General features: G+C 65.9%; 18 protein-coding genes. 8 read left to right on the plus strand and 10 right to left on the minus strand.

Going from position 1 to position 19,778, the window contains the following annotated elements:
• The first annotated feature begins 13 nt into the window (after positions 1 to 13).
• Positions 14 to 1,861 carry a nitric oxide reductase activation protein NorD gene (locus tag PNI01S_RS24605; RefSeq protein ID WP_084359558.1) on the plus strand — a complete coding sequence of 616 codons (1,848 nt, stop codon included), beginning with the start codon at positions 14 to 16 and terminating at the stop codon, positions 1,859 to 1,861.
• A 76-nt stretch (positions 1,862 to 1,937) separates the two neighbouring features.
• Here the strand turns inward: PNI01S_RS24605 and PNI01S_RS24610 are convergent, their stop codons facing one another.
• From PNI01S_RS24610 to nirK, 6 genes are all read right to left on the minus strand, one after another.
• Positions 1,938 to 2,120: a protein DnrP gene (locus tag PNI01S_RS24610; RefSeq protein WP_084359560.1), complete on the minus strand. Its 183-nt coding sequence runs from the start codon at positions 2,118 to 2,120 to the stop codon at positions 1,938 to 1,940.
• A gap of 4 nt (positions 2,121 to 2,124) precedes the next feature.
• The gene (locus PNI01S_RS24615; RefSeq protein WP_024766109.1) at positions 2,125 to 2,808 is read right to left on the minus strand and encodes a Crp/Fnr family transcriptional regulator; all 684 of its coding nucleotides are present in this window, start codon (positions 2,806 to 2,808) and stop codon (positions 2,125 to 2,127) included.
• A gap of 108 nt (positions 2,809 to 2,916) precedes the next feature.
• Complete coding sequence (ytfE, locus tag PNI01S_RS24620; protein ID WP_084359562.1) at positions 2,917 to 3,588, minus strand: iron-sulfur cluster repair protein YtfE; 672 nt, start codon at positions 3,586 to 3,588, stop codon at positions 2,917 to 2,919.
• Between the two features lie 111 nt (positions 3,589 to 3,699).
• Positions 3,700 to 4,428, minus strand: a complete 729-nt coding sequence (locus PNI01S_RS24625; protein WP_024766110.1) for a Crp/Fnr family transcriptional regulator — start codon at positions 4,426 to 4,428, stop codon at positions 3,700 to 3,702.
• Positions 4,429 to 4,493: 65 nt separating this feature from the next.
• Entirely contained in the window at positions 4,494 to 5,306 is an 813-nt protein-coding gene (locus PNI01S_RS24630; protein ID WP_084359564.1) for an SUMF1/EgtB/PvdO family nonheme iron enzyme, read from the minus strand.
• A gap of 65 nt (positions 5,307 to 5,371) precedes the next feature.
• On the minus strand, positions 5,372 to 6,523 hold the full coding sequence (gene nirK, locus PNI01S_RS24635) for a copper-containing nitrite reductase (protein ID WP_084359566.1): 1,152 nt from the start codon (positions 6,521 to 6,523) through the stop codon (positions 5,372 to 5,374).
• Between the two features lie 243 nt (positions 6,524 to 6,766).
• Between nirK and PNI01S_RS24640 the strand changes: the two genes are divergently transcribed.
• Together PNI01S_RS24640 and PNI01S_RS24645 are read left to right on the plus strand one after the other, a co-directional pair.
• Positions 6,767 to 8,935, plus strand: a complete 2,169-nt coding sequence (locus tag PNI01S_RS24640) for a PA5441 family protein (protein ID WP_084359568.1) — start codon at positions 6,767 to 6,769, stop codon at positions 8,933 to 8,935.
• A gap of 5 nt (positions 8,936 to 8,940) precedes the next feature.
• Complete coding sequence (locus tag PNI01S_RS24645; RefSeq protein ID WP_084359570.1) at positions 8,941 to 9,648, plus strand: DUF3142 domain-containing protein; 708 nt, start codon at positions 8,941 to 8,943, stop codon at positions 9,646 to 9,648.
• 45 nt (positions 9,649 to 9,693) lie between these two features.
• Here PNI01S_RS24645 and trhP read toward each other — a convergent pair whose 3' ends face one another.
• Entirely contained in the window at positions 9,694 to 11,094 is a 1,401-nt protein-coding gene (gene trhP, locus PNI01S_RS24650; RefSeq protein WP_084359572.1) for a prephenate-dependent tRNA uridine(34) hydroxylase TrhP, read from the minus strand.
• Positions 11,095 to 11,389: 295 nt separating this feature from the next.
• A complete protein-coding gene (gene zwf, locus PNI01S_RS24655; protein ID WP_413247438.1) occupies positions 11,390 to 12,859 on the minus strand; it encodes a glucose-6-phosphate dehydrogenase in 1,470 nt (489 codons plus the stop codon).
• 97 nt (positions 12,860 to 12,956) lie between these two features.
• Between zwf and hexR the strand changes: the two genes are divergently transcribed.
• Together hexR and PNI01S_RS24665 are read left to right on the plus strand one after the other, a co-directional pair.
• Positions 12,957 to 13,841 carry a transcriptional regulator HexR gene (hexR, locus tag PNI01S_RS24660; protein ID WP_024766116.1) on the plus strand — a complete coding sequence of 295 codons (885 nt, stop codon included), beginning with the start codon at positions 12,957 to 12,959 and terminating at the stop codon, positions 13,839 to 13,841.
• 125 nt (positions 13,842 to 13,966) lie between these two features.
• Complete coding sequence (locus PNI01S_RS24665) at positions 13,967 to 14,182, plus strand: PA3496 family putative envelope integrity protein (RefSeq protein ID WP_024766117.1); 216 nt, start codon at positions 13,967 to 13,969, stop codon at positions 14,180 to 14,182.
• Here the strand turns inward: PNI01S_RS24665 and PNI01S_RS24670 are convergent.
• Entirely contained in the window at positions 14,136 to 15,071 is a 936-nt protein-coding gene (locus PNI01S_RS24670; protein WP_024766118.1) for a LysR family transcriptional regulator, read from the minus strand. The genes PNI01S_RS24665 and PNI01S_RS24670 overlap by 47 nt on opposite strands.
• A 239-nt stretch (positions 15,072 to 15,310) precedes the next feature.
• Here PNI01S_RS24670 and PNI01S_RS24675 point away from each other — a divergent pair, with 239 nt between their 5' ends.
• The 3 genes from PNI01S_RS24675 to PNI01S_RS24685 all read left to right on the plus strand — a co-directional run bounded on the left by PNI01S_RS24675 (position 15,311) and on the right by PNI01S_RS24685 (position 19,356).
• A complete protein-coding gene (locus PNI01S_RS24675) occupies positions 15,311 to 16,726 on the plus strand; it encodes an acetyl-CoA carboxylase biotin carboxylase subunit (protein ID WP_024766119.1) in 1,416 nt (471 codons plus the stop codon).
• An 11-nt stretch (positions 16,727 to 16,737) separates the two neighbouring features.
• A complete protein-coding gene (gene oadA / locus PNI01S_RS24680; protein ID WP_084359576.1) occupies positions 16,738 to 18,552 on the plus strand; it encodes a sodium-extruding oxaloacetate decarboxylase subunit alpha in 1,815 nt (604 codons plus the stop codon).
• Positions 18,553 to 18,720: 168 nt separating this feature from the next.
• Positions 18,721 to 19,356 (plus strand): c-type cytochrome, encoded by a 636-nt coding sequence (locus PNI01S_RS24685; RefSeq protein WP_231387675.1) that lies wholly within the window; start codon positions 18,721 to 18,723, stop codon positions 19,354 to 19,356.
• A 57-nt stretch (positions 19,357 to 19,413) separates the two neighbouring features.
• Here the strand turns inward: PNI01S_RS24685 and PNI01S_RS28745 are convergent, their stop codons facing one another.
• Entirely contained in the window at positions 19,414 to 19,683 is a 270-nt protein-coding gene (locus PNI01S_RS28745) for a hypothetical protein (RefSeq protein ID WP_084359578.1), read from the minus strand.
• Positions 19,684 to 19,778: the final 95 nt, after the last annotated feature.

Here is a 19,778-nt window from a genome sequence, read left to right on the forward strand (position 1 = left end):
TCCCGGAGTCGCCATGACCATCCACCTCGAAATCGAAGAAGGCTTCGGCCGTGCCTGGCACCGTTTCATCACCCGCCGCGCCAGCCCGGAGTTCGAAGAGGCGGCAGTGGCCCTGGAGGAGGTGCGGCGCAGCCTGCTGCTGCTGTTCCGTGGCACCGGCGGCGAAGCCGGGGTCGGCGTGGAGGCGGCCAGTGCCCGTGAGCTGCTGGTACGCCGCAGCCTGCTGCAACAGGTTGCCGGTACCTGCCAGCAACTGCCGGTAGCCTGGTTCGATGCCGACTCCCTGCGCCTGCCGGCACAGCTGGCGGTATTCCCCGACGCCGAGCTGAACCGCGAGCTCTACCGCTGGCTGGCGCTGCTCGCCGCCCACAGCCAGCCGCTGCGCCACTGGGCCCGTGATAACCAGGCCTGGACGCGAACGGTGCTGGAGCGTTACCCACTGCTGCGCCCGCGCTATCACCGAATGGTGAACGCCCTGCTCAGCCTGAGGCCTGACCCGGGCACGCTGCCGCCTGCCGAAGCCGAGCTGGAGCTGGCGCTGCAACAGGCGCTGCGCGATCCGGGCAGCATCGAACGTCTGCCCCGAAGTGAAAAGGCGCCCTGGCCGGTGCCGCTGTGGCTCTACCCGCCGCAGCGCCTGGCCGCGCCGCAGCACACCGACCTGATCGATGGCGCCGAGCAAGGCCGCTCCGCCCACAGCGAAGCCAAGGGCCTGGCGCGCAAGCGTGCCGAGCGTGTCGAACAGGACCCCGGCCGTGGCGGGCTGCTGCTGTTCCGTCTGGAGAATCTGTTCAGCTGGTCCGAGCACATCGAACTGGATCGCGCCGGCGATGACAGCGAAGACCTCGATGCAGCGAAGGTTGCCGACGACCTCGATCACCTGAGCCTGTCCCGGCAACGGCAGAAGAAGGGCGGCGGGTTGAAGCTCGATCTCGATTTGCCCGCCGCCGACTTCGACGACGTGCCGCTGGGCGAGGGTATCCGCCTGCCGGAATGGGATTACCGCCGCCAGCAACTGATCGAAGACCACGTCTGCCTGCAGCCGATGCTGCCTCGCGATGCCGTGCCGGCGCCGCTGCCGGACGCTCTGGCGCCCATCGCGCGGCGGCTGCGCCGGCAGTTTGAAAGCCTGCGCCAGCAGCCGCAGTGGCTGCGCCGGCAACCCCAGGGCGCCGAACTGGACCTTGAGGCCTGGCTGGATTTCAGCGTCGAACGACGCCTGGGCGCCTGCAGCGAGCCGGGGTTGTTTCTTGAGCGACGGCAAACCCGCCGCGACCTGGCGTGCCTGCTGCTGGCGGACCTGTCGATGTCCACCGACGCGCATATCGACAACGACCACCGCGTCATCGACCTGATCAGCGACAGCCTGTTGCTCTTCGGCGAGGCGCTGCAGGCAGTTGGCGATCGTTTCGCCCTGTACGGGTTCTCCTCACTGCGCCGGCAGCAGGTGCGCCTGACCCAGCTGAAGACCTTCGACGAGCGCCACAACGACACCGTGCGCGGGCGCATCCGCGCGCTGCGTCCTGGCTATTACACACGCATGGGCGCGGCGATCCGCCGGGCCACGCAGTTATTGCTGGAGCGCAAGGAACGCCAGCGCGTGCTGCTGATCCTCACCGATGGCAAACCCAACGACCTGGATTTGTATGAGGGACGCTATGGCGTCGAGGACACCCGCCAGGCGGTGCTGGAAGCCCGTCGCGCCGGGCTGGTGCCGTTCTGCATCACCATCGACCGCGAGGCCGCGGACTACCTGCCGCACCTGTTCGGCAGCCAGGGCTACCTGCTGCTCAACGACCCGGCGCAGCTGCCGGTGCAACTGCCGCAGCTGTATCGGCAGCTCACCCGTCGCCAAGGCTGACGGCGGACGACGCATTCCTGAAGGAGCAAGGGCTAGGCGCCCCCTCGGTCCTACGAAAAGCAAAGGCGAGCGGGCCTCAGCGCGGCAGCCAGACCATCATCGCCGCGCAGAACACCGCGAGCATCGCGCAGTACCAGGCGAAGCGCTTCAGCCGGCGCTGCTTTGCCAGTTCCTGATCAAGCGGCAGATGCATCCCGCACTGCGGGCAATCGGCAGCGTCCTCGGGGCTCTCGTGCTGGCAATACAGGCACTGGCGCATGGACCTACTCGAACTGTTCCAGCCGCGCGACGTCGAGTACCTGCACGTTGCGTCCGTCGAGGTCGATGATCTTTTCGTCGATCAGCCGCCGTAGCACGCGGGAAAAGGTCTCCGGCTGGATCGACAGGTGCCCGGCCACCAGTTGCTTGGCCATCGGCAACTCGAAGCGGTTGATTTCGCTGCCCTGGCGATTGAGCTGGGTGATCAGGTAGCGCACCACGCGGTGGGTGGAGTTCTTCAGCGACAGCGTTTCGATCTCGTTGATCCGCCGGTGCAGGCGTACGCAGAGGGTGGCGAGCAGGGAGAAGGGCAGTTGCGGGTTGCTGTGCAGCAGCTCCATGTAGGTGCGGTTGGCGAAGCGGTAGACCTGCGTGGGCTCCAGCGCCTGGGCCGAGGCCACGTAGTCGGGGGTGTCCATCAGCATCATGGCTTCGGCGAAGGTCTGCCGGCTGCCGACCACCTCCAGCACCTTCTCCTGTCCCTCCGGCGTCAGGCGGTAGATTTTTACCGCCCCGGAAATAACGAAGTAGAAGGCATGGGCCGGCTCGCCCTGGAGGAACAGCTTGTCGCCCTTCTCCAGGTTGAGCAGCGTGCTGGTGGCGAGCAACTGCTCCAGCTGTTCCTCGTTGAGCACGTTGAACAGGTGGTGGCCGCACAGAATCTGGTGGTGGACGCGATGCGCTTGCATGGCGGGGCGCTCCTGGGCGGGGACAATCCCGCCAGTATGTGCGATGCCGCCGGACAGTGTGGTGAGGCAAGCTGTCACTGGTCGCCCTCCTGGCTCCCGGTCCGGCGCTCAGGCCGGGTGGTTGGCGCCGAGGAACAGCAGGTTGTTCTCCAGGTGGATGTGCTGCATCAGGTCGCGACGCAGTTCTTCCAGGCCGCTGTAGAGTCGCCGCCAGCTGTTGCAGCCGTCCGCTGGCACGGTAAGGTCGTCGGTCAGGTCGGCCAGCACGGCGAGGGATTGCGAGTGCTCGTCGTGCTCATGGCGCATCACGCCGATCGGGCCCTGCACGTGGGACAGCGGGATGCCCTGGCGCAGCCAGGGGAAGAGCACGCTCTCCTCCTTGCACATGTGCCATTCCAGCTCTTCCTGAATGGTCTTCAGGTGCGCCGTCAGGCCGGCGGGGCACTGCGGGTGCGCGGCGTGGGTCTTCTCCACCCGTTCGGCCAGCGGGATCAGCGCCGGCAATTGCTCGCGGTGGACCTTGTGGTAACGCTCGAGGATGTGGTCGATGAGCTGGTCGTTGCTGGTCAGACGCCAGTCGGTCTGCTCATTGGCCGGTGGCAGCGCCTGCAGTTCTTCGGCGATGCGCCGGGCGTCCAGGCCCTGCTCGCTGGCGGCCTCGCCCAGGCTGCGTTGGCCGGCACAGCAGAAGTCGAGCTTGTAGTCGTGGAACAGCGCACAGCTGCCCGGCAGGCTGAAGGCCAGGTCGCTCAGGGTGCGTTCGATGAGGGTATCGGTCATGGCTGGCCTCGGGCGGAGTGGGGTACGGCGGCCGCAGTCGTGGTGGCCGTCAATCTTGGCAGGGAGGCGGTCAGTCTAGGGAAGGGCGCGCACCACGCTCCTTGATTGCAGTCAAGCGTCCTCGACCAGCACTTCCCGCTCGTCGCCACCGGCCACTCGCATCAGCTGCTGCGGGTTGCACACCAGCAGCTTCTGCCGGCCACCGCGCACCAGACCACGCTCTTCCCAGGCGCTGAGAATGCGCGAGACGGTGTGCAGGGTGGTGCCGGTCATTTCGGCGATGTCCTGGCGGGTCACCGGGAAATCGATGCGGATACCGTCGGCTTCCGCTCGGCCGGACTGCTGCACCAGGCGCAGCACGGTATGCGCGACGCGCCGTTCGACCTCTTCGGTGGCCAGCTCGCAGAAACGTACGTGGGCTTCCTGCAGGCGCTCGCCGATGGCCTGGACGGTGTTCAGGGCGAAACCGGGGTGGCGGGCCAGCAGCGGTTCCCACTGGCTGGTGGGCCAGGCCAGCACGAGGCTGTCCCGGTTGGCGGTGGCGGTCGCGGGGTAACTGCTAAGGCCCAGGGCGCGCACGAAGCCGAACAGGTCGCCCGGATTGACCACCCGCACCAGCACCCGCTGGCCATCGCCGGTGAGCTGGGTGGCCTTCAGGCGGCCGTGCACCAGCAGGTAGAAGTTGCTCGCCGGCGCGCCCTGCTCGAACACGGCCGCGCCGCTGACCAGGCGCAGGATGCTGGCCTGGCGGAGGATGTCGTCCTGTTCCTCGCGGCTGCTGTTGGCGAAGGGCGGCAAACTGCCCAGCCAGGCGCGGTGGAGCGAGAGATTGGCGGTCACGGCGATGATTCCCGTCAGTTCGCCGCAGCATACCGGCTAAGGGCCGTGGCGGAACTTGAGGGGAATCAAGGGATGTCCCTGACCAGGCGGAAGCCGAGGTTGTCCGGTGGTTGCCCGGCGCTGCAGCCGCCACCGCGGGCATCGCGGACGAAATCGTTGATCGCCGCCCGGTGGCGACCTTCGGCGATGCGGATCGAGCAGTATTCGGCGCGTTCGGTCTGTGCGCCGCGGGCGTCGAGGTTGACCCGCTGATGGCAGCTCTGGGTCCATTCCCAGACATTGCCGCCCAGGTCGGCCACGCCGTATTCATTGAGCCCGTGATTGCCGCGCACCTGGGGCAGCGCCGAGGCACTCGTGCGGGTCTGTGCTTCCAGGCGGTAGCGCGCCAGCCAGCGCCGGGCCGGGTTGCTGCCATCGTCGTCGTCGATGCGCAGGGCATCGTCGGCCCAGCGCGAGCCGGCGAAGAAGGCCCACTCGCGATCGGTCGGCAGCCGCCACTGCTGGCCGGTGCGCTTGGACAGCCAGTCGGCGTAGAACTGCGCATCCAGCAGGCTGGCGCCGGTCAACGGCAGGTCGTCGCGGGGGGCGCTGTTGCCCAGCGGCAGGCAATCGCCTTCGGCCACGCAGCGGGCGTATTCGCCCTGGCTGACCTGGAATTTCATGACTTCGAAGCGCGGGGCGAGGTGTTCTCGCCGCGAAGGCGCGTCCACTGCCTGTTTCTCCAGCCAGTAGTCGCCCGCCGGACGGAAGTCGAAGTCGCGGGGTTCGAGTCTCACGGTTTGCGGTGCGAGTTCCGCTGCGTGCTGTGGCCGCAGCAGGAGGAAAGCCCCGCCCAGCAGCAGCGCGACGGGTACGCCGATCAGGATGGTCTTGCGCATGGTCTGCCCGGTCGTCGTTATCGTTTGCTGGGAAGGGGCCGGCCCGGATGGGCCGGCCTCGGGGCCTACTTGATCGCAGTGGGCGGCTGGATCTGGCTCATCAGGTCGTTGTTCCATTGGCCTTCGACCTGGATATGCGCTGCGGCGCCCAGCAGCACCGCTTCGATGAGGTTGTGGTTGAGGTAGGTGTACAGGCCCGGCTGGAGGAAGGTGTACAGCGCCGCGCCGGCCGCACCGCCGGGGATGAACCAGGTTTCCAGGTCCTCTTCCGGCGGATTGTTGAACTTGCCGGTGGCCCAGACGTGATCGCCATGGCCGCCGATCAGGTGCGGGCGGGTATCGCGGTTGGCCTGGGAGTGGACGATCAGCAGGGTCTCGCCGACATTGGCCTTGAGCGCATTCTTGCCGGTCAGGGCGCCGACCTTGCCGTTGAACACGACGTGGCTGGGAATCAGCCCCTTCATGACCTGCTGCATATCGTTGTAGCTTTCCATGGGCGTGCCATAGCGCTTGAAGTTGCCGTCCTTGTCGCGCGGGACGTAGAAGTCCTGCTCGCCGATATAGACCACCTTGTCGTACTTCAGCGCCTTGCCGTCGCGGTCTTTCAGGCCGTCGCGCGGTAGCACCATGATCGCCCCGTTCATGCCCGAGACCACGTGCCAGGGGATCATCGCGCCGCCCGGTGCGCAGTGGTAGACGAACACGCCGGGGCGGGTGGCGCGAAAGCGCAGTTTCACTTCCTCGCCGGGCTGGATGATGGTCAGCGCGCCGCCGCCCAGGGCGCCGGTGGAGGCATGGAAGTCGATGTTGTGGGTCAGGGTGTTGCTCGCCGGGTTGACCAGGGTGAGTTCCAGGTAGTCGTCCTGGTGCACCACCATCATCGGCCCGGGCACCGAGCCATTGAAGGTCATGGCGTGGATCTCGGTGCCGTCGTCGTCGATGACCTGCTTCTTCTCCTCGATCACCATGCGGAACTGCACGACCTTGGGCTTGCCCTTGGCGCGCTGCTCGTGGGCATGGACGAAGGGTGGCGCAACCAGCTCGACCTGGACGTGCTCCAGCTTCGAGAGGTCCACGGCCGGCCCCATGTTCTTCGGCGCTGCCTCCCCGTCGGCCATTGCCGTGCCGCTGCCAAGCATGCTGCCGGTGACGCCCAGAACCACGGCGCCGGCCAGCAGCGTGCGGCGGGAAAGCGAAATCTCTTCCTGATCAAGCATGGGTAACTCTCCGTATTCGACGATCTGTCGTTGGGAGAAGAAATACCCGGTCGGCAAATTCCTTCTTTGAGCCGGAACAAAGAAGGAATCAGCTGGACAACGTGTCGCAGGCCCTGCTGTGCGGTAGATCGCTTTTACAGTCTTGCCCCCATGCAGGCGGGCAAGACCAGGCGCGGCGAGGTAAGATTCTTCCTGCTCTGAATTCCGGCCCGGCGTGCGGGCTCCAACGGACAAGGATCATTCATGCGTCTGTACGGACTGACCCTGCTGGCCCTGATCACCGGCTGCCTCGGCGTGCAGGAGGCGCGCGCGAGCAGCGACGACTCCTGTTATCCGAGCTGGAACCTCAAGCGCGACACGCTGGACGTGTGCAACAGCCTGCCTTTCCTGAGTCCGGGCAACGACAGCCGGGTCAATCTGCAACTGCTGCTGGCCGATGCCGGCCAGGCCAGCATCCCCAACCGCGCGCTGACCGACGACGAGCAGCAGCTGGGTTACGGCCAGGTGCCTTTCCCGCTGGCCCGCTGGCTCGACGGCGCGGCCCCGGAAGACGCGCCCGACAGCACCAGCACCGCGTCCCTGGCCGATCTTGCCGCGCGCATCGGCCTGCCGGCGGATACCGTGCAGTCCTCCGCCGACAGCTTCGCCAGCGGCGAAGGCAGCCGCTGCCGCAGCAACAATCCGCTCACCGCCCAGGACTTCCTCAGCCAGCTGCTGCTGGCCGACAGCCTCACCGCTGGCGAGCGCCAGGGCCTGGCCCGGGCGCGTCTGACCCTGCTGGGTGCCTGCCAGTGGGACGAAACCCAGCTCAGCGTGCTGCTGCCGGGCGACCTGCAGAGCGCCCCGGCCAAGGCCTACCGTACTTACCTCAAGGGTGCGGCGGACTTCTACAGCGGGCGCTTCGCTGACGCGCTTAAATCCTTCCGTAGCCTGCAGGACAGCGACCAGGCCTGGCTGAAGGAAACCTCGCGCTACATGGTCGCCCGTGCGCTGCTCAACCAGGCGCAGCAGAACGCCTTCGACGAGATGGGCTACCCGGATCTGCGCAAGGTCGACAAGAAGATCCTCGTCCAGGCCGAATCCGCGCTGGGCGACTACCTCAAGGCTTATCCACAAGGCCGCTACGGCGCCTCGGCCAAGGGCCTGACGCGGCGTGTCTACTGGCTGATGAGCGATGAAGGCCGGCTGGCCGGCGAGTACGCCGAGCTGTTCGCCCGCCAGGATGCCGACGATCTCGCCCAACTGGTGCAGGAAGTCGACAACAAGCTGCTGGTCACCGCGCACCCGGCCGATGTGCGCGATGCGCGTCTGCTGGCGGTGCTCGATCTGATGCAGATGCGCCACCACGAGCCCAGCGAGCCCCGCGCCCTGGACGCTGCGGGACTGGCCGCGCAGAAGGACCTTTTCGCGAAGACCCCCGGCCTGCATGACTATTTGATGGCGGCCTACCAGCTCTATGTCGAGGAAAAGCCCGTCGAGGCGCTGAAGTCGCTGCCCGAAGATCCGCCCGCCAAGCTCGACTACCTTGCCTTCAGCCAGCAGGTCCTGCGCGGTTTCGCCCTCGAGGCCGGCAACGACTGGATCGCCGCCGAGAAACTCTGGCTGCGCCTGTTGCCGCTGGCGGTACAGCCGCTGCAGCGCGACCAGCTGGAGCTGGCCCTGGCCTTCAACTATGAGCGCAGCGACCGCCTGGTGAAGGTGTTCGCCGAAGGCTCGCCGGTGCACACGCCGATCATCCGCGAAATCCTCCTGCGCCACATCGCGGGGCCCGAACTGCTGCGCCAGCAGGCGAAATCCACCAGCGTCTCCGTGGAAGAGCGCGATACCGCGCTGTTCGCTCTGCTCTACAAGGACCTGCTGCATGGCCAGTACCAGGCCTACATCGACGACCTCTCCCTGCTGCCCACCGATGGCAGTGGCAAGCCCCTGGGCGCCAGCATCGGCTACCTCTACGGCAGCATGCCGCTGTCGCTGTTCCAGTGGCCCGGCGGCAAGAACGACAGCGGCTACGAGTGCCCGGCGATCGTCGACGTCGCCCGCGACCTGCTGCAATCTCCGCAGCCGCCCAAGGCGCTGAACTGCCTGGGCGAATTCATCCTGCGCAACGGCCTGGACGGCTTCCCCCTCGACACCCAGCCCAGCGAGCGCGAACTGGGCGGGGGCGAGTCGCTGTTCCCCGGCACGCCCTACTCGCGCATGGACGGCTACCTCAAGGTCATCGCCGACAAGCAGGCGGTGGAAGAGGACCGCGCGTACGCGCTGTTCCGCGCCATCAACTGCTTCGCGCCCAGCGGCTTCAATGGCTGCGGCAGCCAGGACATTGCCCCGGTGCAGCGCAAGCAGTGGTTCCGCACGCTCAAGGGCCAGTACTCCGCCACGCCCTGGGCGAAGTCTCTGAAGTACTACTGGTAATCCTGGTGCGCCGGGCCGTGGTGCTGGCGCTGGCGCTGCTCGTTGGCAACGCCTCGGCGGCCGGCGTGGACGCCGCGGACCACGATGCCTTCTGGCTCTGGAGCGGCGTCGCGCCCCAGCCAGTGCTGGCCCAGGCTCGCACGCTCTACGTCCTGCAGGGGCAGGTCAGCGCGCCGCGCCAGCGCGAAGGCCAGGCCCGCCTGATCGCCCAGGGCATCGCCATTCCGCGCCTGAAGCAGGGCGAGGTCTGGGTGGTCTACCGCGCCCACACCCTGCGCTGGAGCGAGGACATCTACCGCACCCTGCTGTCCCAGCTGCGCCGCTGGCGCGCGGCGGGCAACCCGGTGGTGGGCGTGCAGATCGATTTCGATGCCCGCACGCGTCACCTGGACGAGTACGTCGACTTCCTCCAGGACCTGCGCAAACGTCTGCCGGAAGACTGCAAGCTGAGCATCACCGGGCTGATGGACTGGGGCAGCAATGGCGCACCGGAGACCATCAATCGCCTGGCCGGCGTAGTGGACGAGGTGGTGGTGCAGACCTACCAGGGACGCACGACCATTCCCAACTACCAGGCCTACCTGCCGCGCGTGGCGCGCCTGCAACTGCCCTTCCGCATCGGGCTGGCGCAGTACGGGGAATGGCAGGCGCCGGATTACCTGGCGCAGAGCCGGTGGTTCAGGGGGTATGTGGTGTTCCTGCAGAACCCGTGAGAGTGGTGCAGGTGACTAACCAAGCTCGCGGTTCCTGCAGCTAAATCAACCGCCACCACACCCACACTTGCCGCACTCGTTCGCGCATCCGTCGGCCGTCGCTTCGCGAGCATCCCGTGTGGTTCCGCCATTCAGGTTACGCATCAGCAAGGCGTACTGCAGGTCCAGTTCCCCGGGCACCGGGATATGCACCAGATGGCCATCACCCGGCGCGACGCCGATTGACTCGCCACGGGCGTTCTCCATGGCATTCAGGCGGAAGGTGCGGTTGCCGGCCGGGGTCATCAGCTCGACGCTGTCGCCGACTTCGAAGCGGTTCTTCACCCGCACCTCGGCCAGCCCGTGACGGCGCTCGCCGGTGAACTCGCCGACGAACTGCTGGCGCTCGGACAGGGAGTGGCCGTACTGGTAGTTCTGGTACTCGTCATGCACGTGGCGGCGCAGGAAGCCCTCGGTATAGCCGCGATGGGCCAGGGATTCGAGGGTGTCCATCAGGCCGAGGTCGAAGGCGCGCCCGGCGACGGCGTCGTCGATGGCCTTGCGGTAGGCCTGGGCCGTGCGCGAGACGTAGTAGTGGGACTTGGTGCGGCCCTCGATTTTCAGCGAATGCACGCCCATCTGCGTCAAACGTTGCACATGCTGGATGGCGCGCAGGTCCTTGGAGTTCATGATGTAGGTGCCGTGCTCGTCCTCAAAGGCTTCCATCAGCTCGCCGGGGCGGTTGGCCTCTTCGAGCAGGACGATCTCCTTGGTCGGTGCGCCGATGCCCAGGGTCGGTTCGACGTTGCGCACGGCGTGGCCCAGTTCGTCTTCGTGGGCGGCGTGGGTCTGGTATTCCCAGCGGCAGGCGTTGGTGCAGGTGCCCTGGTTGGGGTCGCGGCGGTTGATGTAGCCCGACAGCAGGCAGCGCCCGGAGTAGGCCATGCACAGCGCGCCATGGACGAAGACTTCCAGCTCCATGCCCGGCACGCGCTCACGAATCTCGCCGATCTCTTCGAGCGACAGCTCGCGGGAGAGGATCACCCGCTTGAGCCCCTGCTGGCGCCAGAACTCCACGCTGGCCCAGTTCACCGCGTTGGCCTGCACTGAGAGATGTATATCAACCTCGGGGAAATGCTGGCGAACCAGCATGATCAGGCCGGGATCGGACATGATCAGCGCATCCGGCCCCAGGGCGATCACCGACTCGACGTCCTGCAGGAAGGTTTTCAGCTTGGCGTTGTGGGGGGCAATGTTGACCACCACGTACAAACGCTTGCCCAGGGCATGGGCTTCGTTGATGCCGGTGGCGAGATTGGCGTGGTCGAACTCGTTGTTGCGCACCCGCAGGCTGTAGCGCGGTTGGCCGGCGTAGACGGCGTCGGCGCCGTAAGCGAAGGCGTGGCGCAGGCTTTTCAGCGAGCCGGCGGGGCAGAGCAGTTCGGGGGCAAACGGAGTGCGGGACATGGCAATGCAGCGGGTAGTGGGAAAAAGGCTGCCACTCTAGAAAGTCCGCGGGCTGCGCGTGCTGAGCGAGGTCAACGGATCGCGCCAGAATTCGGTACGTCCGATGTATGCAAGAGTAACGGTCTTCTGTCGGCCACGCGGTGCCAGCGCATCCCCTCGCTCCAGCCCTCTCCCCAAGGAGAGGGAGCCGTCCGTACCGGCTGACGCCAAGGCTTCATCCTCCACCGAACGGTCCCCTCTCCCGCTTGCGGGAGAGGGTTAGGGTGAGGGGGCCTTTGATCCTGTAGGAGCCCTATCACTCCAGCCAGCGCCGTCCCTGCAGCTCCAGCAGCGTCTGCGCCTGCTCCGGCCCGTTGCTGCCGGCCGGATAGGGGCGCGGGCTCTGGTAGTGCTCGTGCCAGCCCTTGATGATCGGGTCGACCCAGCTCCAGGCCGCTTCCACCTCGTCGCGGCGCATGAACAACGTCGAGTCGCCCTCGATCACGTCCAGCAGCAGGCGTTCGTAGGCGTCCCAGCGGCGTTTGTTGATGCTGAAAGCCTGGGCGAGGTTGAGGTCCAGCTCCACTGGTTCCAGCTGCATGCCCTTGCCGGGGGCCTTGGCCATCAGTTGCACGCTGATGCGTTCTTCGGGCTGCAGTCTTATCCACAGACGGTTGGCCGCGCCGGCACCGTTGCCGATCAGGCTGTTGGGGACCGGCCTGAACTGAATGACGATCTCCGAGCACTTCTTCGCCATGCGCTTGCCGGTGCGCAGGTAGAACGGCACGCCAGACCAGCGCCAGTTATCGATCTCCGCCTGAACGGCGACGAAGGTCTCCGTATCGCTGTCGTTGTCGACGTTCTTCTCGAACCAGTAGGCCGGAACATCCTGTCCGCCAATGTGTCCGGCGGTGTACTGGCCGCGCACGGTCTTGTCCTGCACGTCCTGCCCGGTGATCGGCTTGAGCGCCTGGAGGATCTTTACCTTCTCGTTGCGTACCGCCTCGGCATCGAAGCGCACCGGCGCTTCCATGGTCACCAGGCAGAGCAACTGCAACAGGTGGTTCTGCACCATGTCGCGCATGGCCCCGGCATGGTCGTAATAGCCGCCGCGGTTTTCCACGCCCAGGGTTTCGCTGACGGTGATCTGCACGTGATCGATGAAACCGTTGCGCCATACCGGCTCGAACAGGGTGTTGGCGAAGCGCAGGGCCATCAGGTTCTGCACAGTTTCCTTGCCCAGGTAGTGGTCAATGCGGAACACGCGGGATTCGTCGAACACCTCGCCGATGGCCTGGTTGATCGCCACCGCCGATTCCAGCGAATGGCCCAGCGGCTTCTCCAGCACGATGCGCGCCAGCGGCCCGGCCAGGCCGGCGATCTTCAGGTTCTGTGCAATGGGCGCGAACAGGCTCGGTGTGGTGGCCAGATAGTGCACCAGCACGCGACCTTCGCTGCGCTTGAGGGCCTTGGCCAGGCGACCGAAGTCGGCGCTCTGCGAGGCGTCCATGGCGACGTATTGCAGGCGCTGGGCGAAGCTGCGCCAGGCTTCGGCGGAGAAGTCGCTGCGCGCCACCTGCACCCGGCAGTTGCGCTCGGCAAGGGCAAGGTAGGAGGCATTGTCGCGGTTGCTGCGGGCGAGGGCGAAGATCCGCGTGTCGGCCGGCAGGCGATTCTCCCGGTGCAGGTGATAGAGCGCCGGAAGCAGCTTGTGCAGGGCCAGGTCACCACTGCCGCCGAATACCAGGATGTCGCAGGAACTGGGAAGACTAAGGCTGGCGGGCATATTCAACGACTTATTCCCTGGGCTTGGCGAGTAGTTTTGTAGTATAACTACAACAAGACTACATAAATTTCAGACAACTATCACCGAGCCCATCCCTGTGAACCTTTTGCAGCACATTGCCCAGTCGCGTCATCTGCTCCGCAAGTCGGAGCTCAAGGTTGCCGATCACGTGATGCAGGACCCTGCATCGGTCATGCACAGCTCCATGGCGGACCTCGCCCATGGTGTCGGCGTCAGCGAGCCGACCATCGTGCGTTTTTGCCGCGCCATCGGCTGCAGCGGTTTCCAGGACCTCAAGCTCAAGCTGGCGCAGAGCCTGGCCGCCGGCGCCAGTTTCGGCCAGTTCTCGATCAACGAGAGCGACTCGGTGGCGGACTTCAGCCTGAAGATCTTCGACACCACCCTGCACTCGCTGATGGAAGTGCGCGAGCACCTCGACACTCACGCCCTGGAGCGCGCCATCGCGGCCATCGCCCACGCCCAGCGTGTCGAGTTCTACGGCTTCGGCGCGTCGGGCGCGGTGGCGGCGGATGCCCAGCACAAGTTCTTCCGCCTGCTGCTGTCGGCGGCGGCGTATTCCGACCCGCACATGCAGGCCATGTCGGCGGTGACCCTGAAACCTTCGGACGTGGCGATCTGCATCTCCCAGTCCGGCCGCTCCAAGGACCTGCTGGTGACCGCCAACCTGGTGCGCGAAGCCGGCGCGACGCTGATCACCCTGTGCCCCAGCCAGACTCCGCTGGCGGACCTGGCGACCGTGAACCTCGCGGTGGACGTGCATGAAGACACCGACATCTACACCCCGCTGACCTCGCGCATTGCCCACCTGGTGGTGATCGACGTGCTGGCGATGGGCGTGGCCATGGCCCGCGGCCCGGACCTGGTGAACCACCTCAAGAGCGTGAAGCGCAGCCTGCGCAGCCTGCGCCTGTCGCCCAAGGTGGTGAAGAACCACGAAGAGCGGCCGGAAGAGGCGTCCTGATTCGGCCGTAACGGTGCCGCCGACCGCTCGTCGGCGTCACCGCCGCTTTCATTGCCGCGTCGTCAAACCGTCATCCGCCCCCAGCATGCTGGCGTCTCCAGCCCTTAGGCCTTGGGAGATGCGAGATGCCCCGCCATATCGACGACACCCAGCTCCAAGTGGACAGCAAGACCCGCCGCAAGCTCGAAGACCAGCGGCGCATGCAGTTCCGTCGCGCCATCGAGGACCGCATGGAGGCCCAGCGCCTCGCCCTCGAAACCTCCGATTACCCTGACCTGATCGCCGCCGCCTACCTCACTTCGGCGAAGGCGGGCCGGCGAAGCGTTCGGCAAGCTGGCTGATCAGCGCCCGCTCTTCACGGATGAAGGCGACGAACGCCTGGGCCACCGGACTCAGGCGCTTGCCGCGGGCATGTACCAGACACCAGCTGCGGTAGAGCGGCAGCTCTTCCACCGGCAGTTCGTGCAGCAGCCCGGACTGCAGCTCGCGGCTCACCGCATGGCGTGGCAGCAGCGCCAGTCCCAGTCCCGCCAATACCCCTTCCCGTGACCCCTCCAGCGAGGCGAACTCCAGTGTCTGCGCGAAGTGCGCGCGTTTCTGCTGGAAGTGTTCCTCACAGGCCTTGCGCGTACCCGAGCCGGGCTCGCGGATCAGCAGCGGATAGGGTTCCAGGTCCTTCAGCGAAAGCTTCGCGGCGTTGCACAGCGGGTGGTCCGGCGGTGCCACGGCAACGATCGGGTTGTTCAGGAAGGGCAGGAACTCCAGCGCCATGTCCTGCGGCACCAGGGACATGATCACCAGGTCGTCGCGGTTATCCGAGAGGCGCTTGATCACCTGGGCGCGGTTGACCACCGTGAGGTTCAGGCTGACATCCGGGTGCTGGGCGTGGAACGCGGCGAACAGGTGCGGAGTGATGTATTTGGCGCTGGATTCCACCGCCAGGCGCAACTGGCCCTGCAGCGAGCCCTTGAGGTCGGAGAGGTTCATGTCCAGCACTTCCAGGCGCTGGAAGATGTCGTTGGTGGCGCGCAGCAGGGCGTCGGCGGCATCGGTCTGGTAGAGCTTCTTGCCGATGTACTCGAACAGCGGCTGGCCGACCAGTTCTTCGAGCTGGCGGATCTGCAGGCTGACCGCCGGCTGGGTCAGGGCCATTTCTTCGGCGGCGCGGCTGTAGGAACGGCTTTCGCACACCGCGCGGAAAACCTGCAGCTGGCGAAGGGTCATACGCATCAATGACTTACGCATAGAAGCCTGCTCGATGGCGACATTTTTCAGCGACTATAAAGCATTCTTTATGGCTACCCCAATAATTATTGATTTTGGTTAATCCTCCCTCCCGCGCTAGGGTAAAAACACGCCGGAACCCGCTCCGGCCACGAATATCCACAAGAGAATCCAGCTGCCTGAACGGGGCTGCCGATTGGTCTTTACGCCGGGGTCCACAAGGCCCGGGCCGAGGGAAAGCCGCAGTGATCAAGAAAATCCTGATCGCCAACCGTGGGGAGATCGCTGTCCGGATCGTGCGCGCCTGCGCCGAGATGGGCATTCGTTCGGTGGCCGTCTATTCCGACGCCGACCGCCACGCCCTGCATGTGAAGCGTGCCGACGAAGCGCACAGCCTGGGCGCCGACCCGCTGGCGGGTTACCTCAACCCGCGGGCGCTGGTGAACCTGGCCGTGGAAACCGGTTGCGACGCCCTGCACCCCGGTTACGGCTTCCTCTCCGAGAACGCCGAGCTGGCCGATATCTGCGCCGAGCGCGGGATCAAGTTCATCGGCCCGTCCGCCGAAGTCATCCGCCGCATGGGCGACAAGACCGAGGCGCGCCGCAGCATGATCGCCGCCGGCGTGCCCTGCACTCCCGGTACCGAAGGCAACGTCGCCGACCTGGCCGAAGCCCTGTCCGAAGCCGAGCGCATCGGCTACCCGGTGATGCTCAAGGCCACCTCCGGTGGCGGCGGCCGCGGTATCCGCCGCTGCAACAGCCGCGAAGAGCTGGAGCAGAATTTCCCCCGGGTGATCTCCGAGGCCACCAAGGCCTTCGGCAGCGCGGAGGTCTTCCTCGAGAAGTGCATCGTCAATCCGAAGCACATCGAGGCACAGATTCTCGCCGACTCCTTCGGCAACACCGTGCACCTGTTCGAGCGCGACTGCTCGATCCAGCGCCGCAACCAGAAGCTCATCGAGATCGCCCCCAGCCCGCAGCTGACCCCCGAACAGCGCGCCTACATCGGCGACCTGTCCGTGCGCGCGGCCAAGGCCGTGGGCTACGAGAACGCCGGCACCGTGGAGTTCCTGCTCGCCGATGGCGAGGTGTACTTCATGGAGATGAACACCCGCGTGCAGGTGGAACACACCATCACCGAGGAAATCACCGGCATCGACATCGTCCGCGAGCAGATTCGCGTGGCGTCGGGCCTGCCGCTGTCCGTGAAGCAGGAAGACATCATCCACCGTGGCTTCGCGTTGCAGTTCCGCATCAACGCCGAAGACCCGAAGAACAACTTCCTGCCGTCCTTCGGCAAGATCACCCGCTACTACGCGCCCGGCGGCCCCGGCGTGCGCACCGACACGGCGATCTACACCGGCTACACCATCCCGCCGTACTACGACTCGATGTGCCTGAAGCTGGTGGTCTGGGCACTGACCTGGGAAGAGGCGCTGGACCGCGGCCTGCGTGCGCTGGACGACATGCGCGTGCAGGGCGTGAAGACCACAGCGGCCTACTACCAGGAAATCCTCAAGAACCCGGAATTCCGTAACGGCCAGTTCAACACCAGCTTCGTCGAAAGCCACCCGGAACTGACCCAGTACTCCATCAAACGCACCCCGTCGCACCTGGCCATCGCCATCGCTACCGCCATTGCCGCCCACGCTGGCCTGTGAGGATCACGTACATGACCGTTGCCAAGAAAGTCACCGTCACCGATACCATCCTGCGCGACGCCCACCAGTCGCTGCTGGCGACCCGGATGCGCACCGAGGACATGCTGCCCATCTGCGACAAGCTCGACAAGGTCGGCTACTGGTCGCTGGAAGTCTGGGGCGGCGCCACCTTCGACGCCTGCGTACGCTTCCTCAAGGAAGACCCGTGGGAGCGCCTGCGCAAGCTCAAGGTCGCGCTGCCCAACACCCGCCTGCAGATGCTCCTGCGCGGGCAGAACCTGCTGGGCTACCGCCACTACAGCGACGACGTGGTCCGTGCCTTCGTCGCCAAGGCGGCGGTCAACGGCATCGACGTGTTCCGCATCTTCGACGCGATGAACGACGTGCGTAACCTGCGCGTCTCCATCGAAGCGGTGAAGGCTGCTGGCAAGCACGCCCAGGGCACCATTGCCTATACCACCAGCCCGGTGCACACCATCGAGGCCTTCGTTGCCCAGGGCAAGGCCATGGCCGACATGGGCGTGGACTCCATCGCCATCAAGGACATGGCCGGCCTGCTGACTCCGTATGCCACCGGCCAACTGGTCAAGGCGCTGAAAGAGGCGCTGCCGCTGGACGTGGTAGTGCACTCCCACGACACCGCCGGCGTGGCCAGCATGTGCCAGCTCAAGGCTGTGGAAAACGGCGCCGACCGCATCGACACCGCGATCTCCAGCATGGCCTGGGGCACCAGCCACCCGGGCACCGAATCCATGGTCGCCGCCCTGCGCGACACCCCGTTCGATACCGGCCTGGACCTGGAGCTGATCCAGGAAATCGGCATGTACTTCCACGCCGTGCGCAAGAAGTACCACCAGTTCGAGAGCGAGTTCACTGGCGTGGATACCCGCGTGCAGGTCAACCAGGTACCGGGCGGGATGATTTCCAACCTGGCCAACCAGCTCAAGGAACAGGGCGCGCTGAACCGCATGCCCGAAGTGCTCGCGGAAATCCCCCGCGTGCGCGAAGACCTCGGTTTCCCGCCCCTGGTCACCCCGACCTCGCAGATCGTCGGCACTCAGGCGTTCTTCAACGTGCTGGCCGGCGAGCGCTACAAGACCATTACCAACGAGGTGAAGCTCTACCTGCAGGGCCGTTACGGCAAGGCGCCGGGCAAGATCAACGAGCAGCTGCGCCGCCAGGCCATCGGCAACGAGGAAGTCATCGACGTGCGCCCGGCCGACCTGATCAAGCCGGAGCTGAACAAGCTGCGCGAAGAGATCGGCAGCCTGGCCAAGTCCGAAGAGGACGTGCTGACCTTCGCCATGTTCCCCGACATCGGCCGCAAGTTCCTCGAGGAGCGTGCCGCCGGCACCCTGAAACCCGAAGAGCTGCTGCCGATCCCCAACGGCAAGGGCGTCGCCGCTGCCGGCGGTGAGGGCGTACCGACCGAATTCGTGGTCGACGTGCACGGCGAGAGCTACCGCGTGGACATCACCGGCGTCGGCGTGAAGACCGACGGCAAGCGCCACTTCTACCTGTCGGTGGATGGCATGCCCGAAGAAGTGGTGTTCGAGCCGCTCAACGAGTTCGTCGGCGGCGGCGGCAACAAGCGCAAGCACGCCAGCGAGCCGGGCCATGTCAGCACCACCATGCCGGGCAACATCGTCGATGTGCTGGTGAAGGAAGGCGACAGCGTGAAGGCCGGCCAGGCCGTGCTGATCACCGAAGCCATGAAGATGGAGACCGAAGTGCAGGCGGGCATCGCCGGCACCGTGAAGGCCATCCACGTAGCCAAGGGCGACCGGGTCAACCCCGGTGAGATCCTGGTTGAAATTGAAGGCTGACCAAGGACAGACGGGTCTTTAAGGTTCAGTCCCACGGGGGAGCACGATGCTCCCCCTTTTTTTGCCCGCAGGTTTTTCAGCCGACGGCGCGTTTGCTTGATCTGCGTCGGAAACTTCCTTCAGAAACCCATTAGCGTCGACGCTGGGAAAACTGACCAGGGTGCGGTGATGGGGAGAGTCGTTCTGTGGTGGGTGCTGCTGTGCGCGAGCGCCCAGGCATTGGCGCAGTCATCGGAAATGATGGATCGGCTTGCTGCCCTGGAGAAGGACCCGGCCAAGCGCGAACAGGCCTATGCGGCCGCCGAGGAGCGCATCCTGCTGTGCAGCAAGTGTCACGGCAAGGACGGCAACAGCAAGCGCGATTACATCCCCAACCTGGCCGGGCAGAATCCGCAGTACCTGTTCGATGCCTTCGAGAAGTATGTCGACGGCCAGCGCACCGACTTCGTGATGAACCAGGCGGCCAAGCTGCTGACGCTCAACGAGCGGGTGAATATCGCTTACTACTTCAGCCAGCAGGAGGTCCTGCCACGCACGGAAGCCGTGCCTGACGCGGCGGAGATCGAGCAGGGTGCCCAGCGTTTCGCCACGGTCTGCGTGACCTGCCATGGCGCCCAGGCGATGGGCCGTGATGGCTTCCCGCGCATTGCCGGGCAGCCAAGGCCTTACCTGACCCACGCGCTGCAGCGCTACCGTGACAAGGACCCGAGCCGGGCCGGCTCGCCGATGCTGGCGGTAGCCGGGCTACTCAGCGATGACGACATTAAGGCGCTGGCCGCTTACCTCAGCCAACTGCGCCCCTGAATCAACCAGCCGCCCCGCGGCGGCTGGCTGGAATGCGCTGTAAAGCCGGGTGAAATCCTACTGCTGCTTGTTCTCGGCCGGCTTGTCGGCGGTCTCGGGTTGCGCTTGCGGTGCGGCCTGTTCGGCGGCTGGCTGCTCTGCCGGAGTGGCCTGTTCCTCGGTGGAAGCCGGTGCGGGCTGCTCCGCCGGCGCGGCTTCAGGTTGCGGCGCAGGCTTGGCTTGCTGGGTGGCGGCTGCGGGCACAGCGGTCTGCGAGGTCGACTCGGGTTTCTTGTCGCAGGCGGCGAGGACGGCGCAGGCGGCGATCAGGAGGCAAAGCTTTTTCATGAGGGTGCTCACTCATCGAGGGTTGGCGAATGCCGGTCGGTTGACCGGGGCCGCAAGCTTTGCCGTCTCCGGGGTGTGAGGCCATTTGCCGTGCT

Source organism: Pseudomonas nitroreducens NBRC 12694 (genome assembly GCF_002091755.1).
In the GTDB taxonomy this organism is placed as follows: Bacteria; Pseudomonadota; Gammaproteobacteria; order Pseudomonadales; family Pseudomonadaceae; genus Pseudomonas; species Pseudomonas nitroreducens.

Bases quoted from the DNA above. Each gene is read 5' to 3' on its own strand.
- PNI01S_RS24605 (WP_084359558.1), top strand. From the start codon at position 14: ATGACCATCCACCTCGAAATCGAAGAAGGCTTCGGCCGTGCCTGGCAC.
- PNI01S_RS24610 (WP_084359560.1), bottom strand. From the start codon at position 2,120: ATGCGCCAGTGCCTGTATTGCCAGCACGAGAGCCCCGAGGACGCTGCC.
- PNI01S_RS24615 (WP_024766109.1), bottom strand. From the start codon at position 2,808: ATGCAAGCGCATCGCGTCCACCACCAGATTCTGTGCGGCCACCACCTG.
- ytfE (WP_084359562.1), bottom strand. From the start codon at position 3,588: ATGACCGATACCCTCATCGAACGCACCCTGAGCGACCTGGCCTTCAGC.
- PNI01S_RS24630 (WP_084359564.1), bottom strand. From the start codon at position 5,306: ATGCGCAAGACCATCCTGATCGGCGTACCCGTCGCGCTGCTGCTGGGC.
- nirK (WP_084359566.1), bottom strand. From the start codon at position 6,523: ATGCTTGATCAGGAAGAGATTTCGCTTTCCCGCCGCACGCTGCTGGCC.
- PNI01S_RS24640 (WP_084359568.1), top strand. From the start codon at position 6,767: ATGCGTCTGTACGGACTGACCCTGCTGGCCCTGATCACCGGCTGCCTC.
- trhP (WP_084359572.1), bottom strand. From the start codon at position 11,094: ATGTCCCGCACTCCGTTTGCCCCCGAACTGCTCTGCCCCGCCGGCTCG.
- zwf (WP_413247438.1), bottom strand. From the start codon at position 12,859: ATGCCCGCCAGCCTTAGTCTTCCCAGTTCCTGCGACATCCTGGTATTC.
- PNI01S_RS24665 (WP_024766117.1), top strand. From the start codon at position 13,967: ATGCCCCGCCATATCGACGACACCCAGCTCCAAGTGGACAGCAAGACC.
- PNI01S_RS24670 (WP_024766118.1), bottom strand. From the start codon at position 15,071: ATGCGTATGACCCTTCGCCAGCTGCAGGTTTTCCGCGCGGTGTGCGAA.
- oadA (WP_084359576.1), top strand. From the start codon at position 16,738: ATGACCGTTGCCAAGAAAGTCACCGTCACCGATACCATCCTGCGCGAC.
- PNI01S_RS24685 (WP_231387675.1), top strand. From the start codon at position 18,721: ATGGGGAGAGTCGTTCTGTGGTGGGTGCTGCTGTGCGCGAGCGCCCAG.
- PNI01S_RS28745 (WP_084359578.1), bottom strand. From the start codon at position 19,683: ATGAAAAAGCTTTGCCTCCTGATCGCCGCCTGCGCCGTCCTCGCCGCC.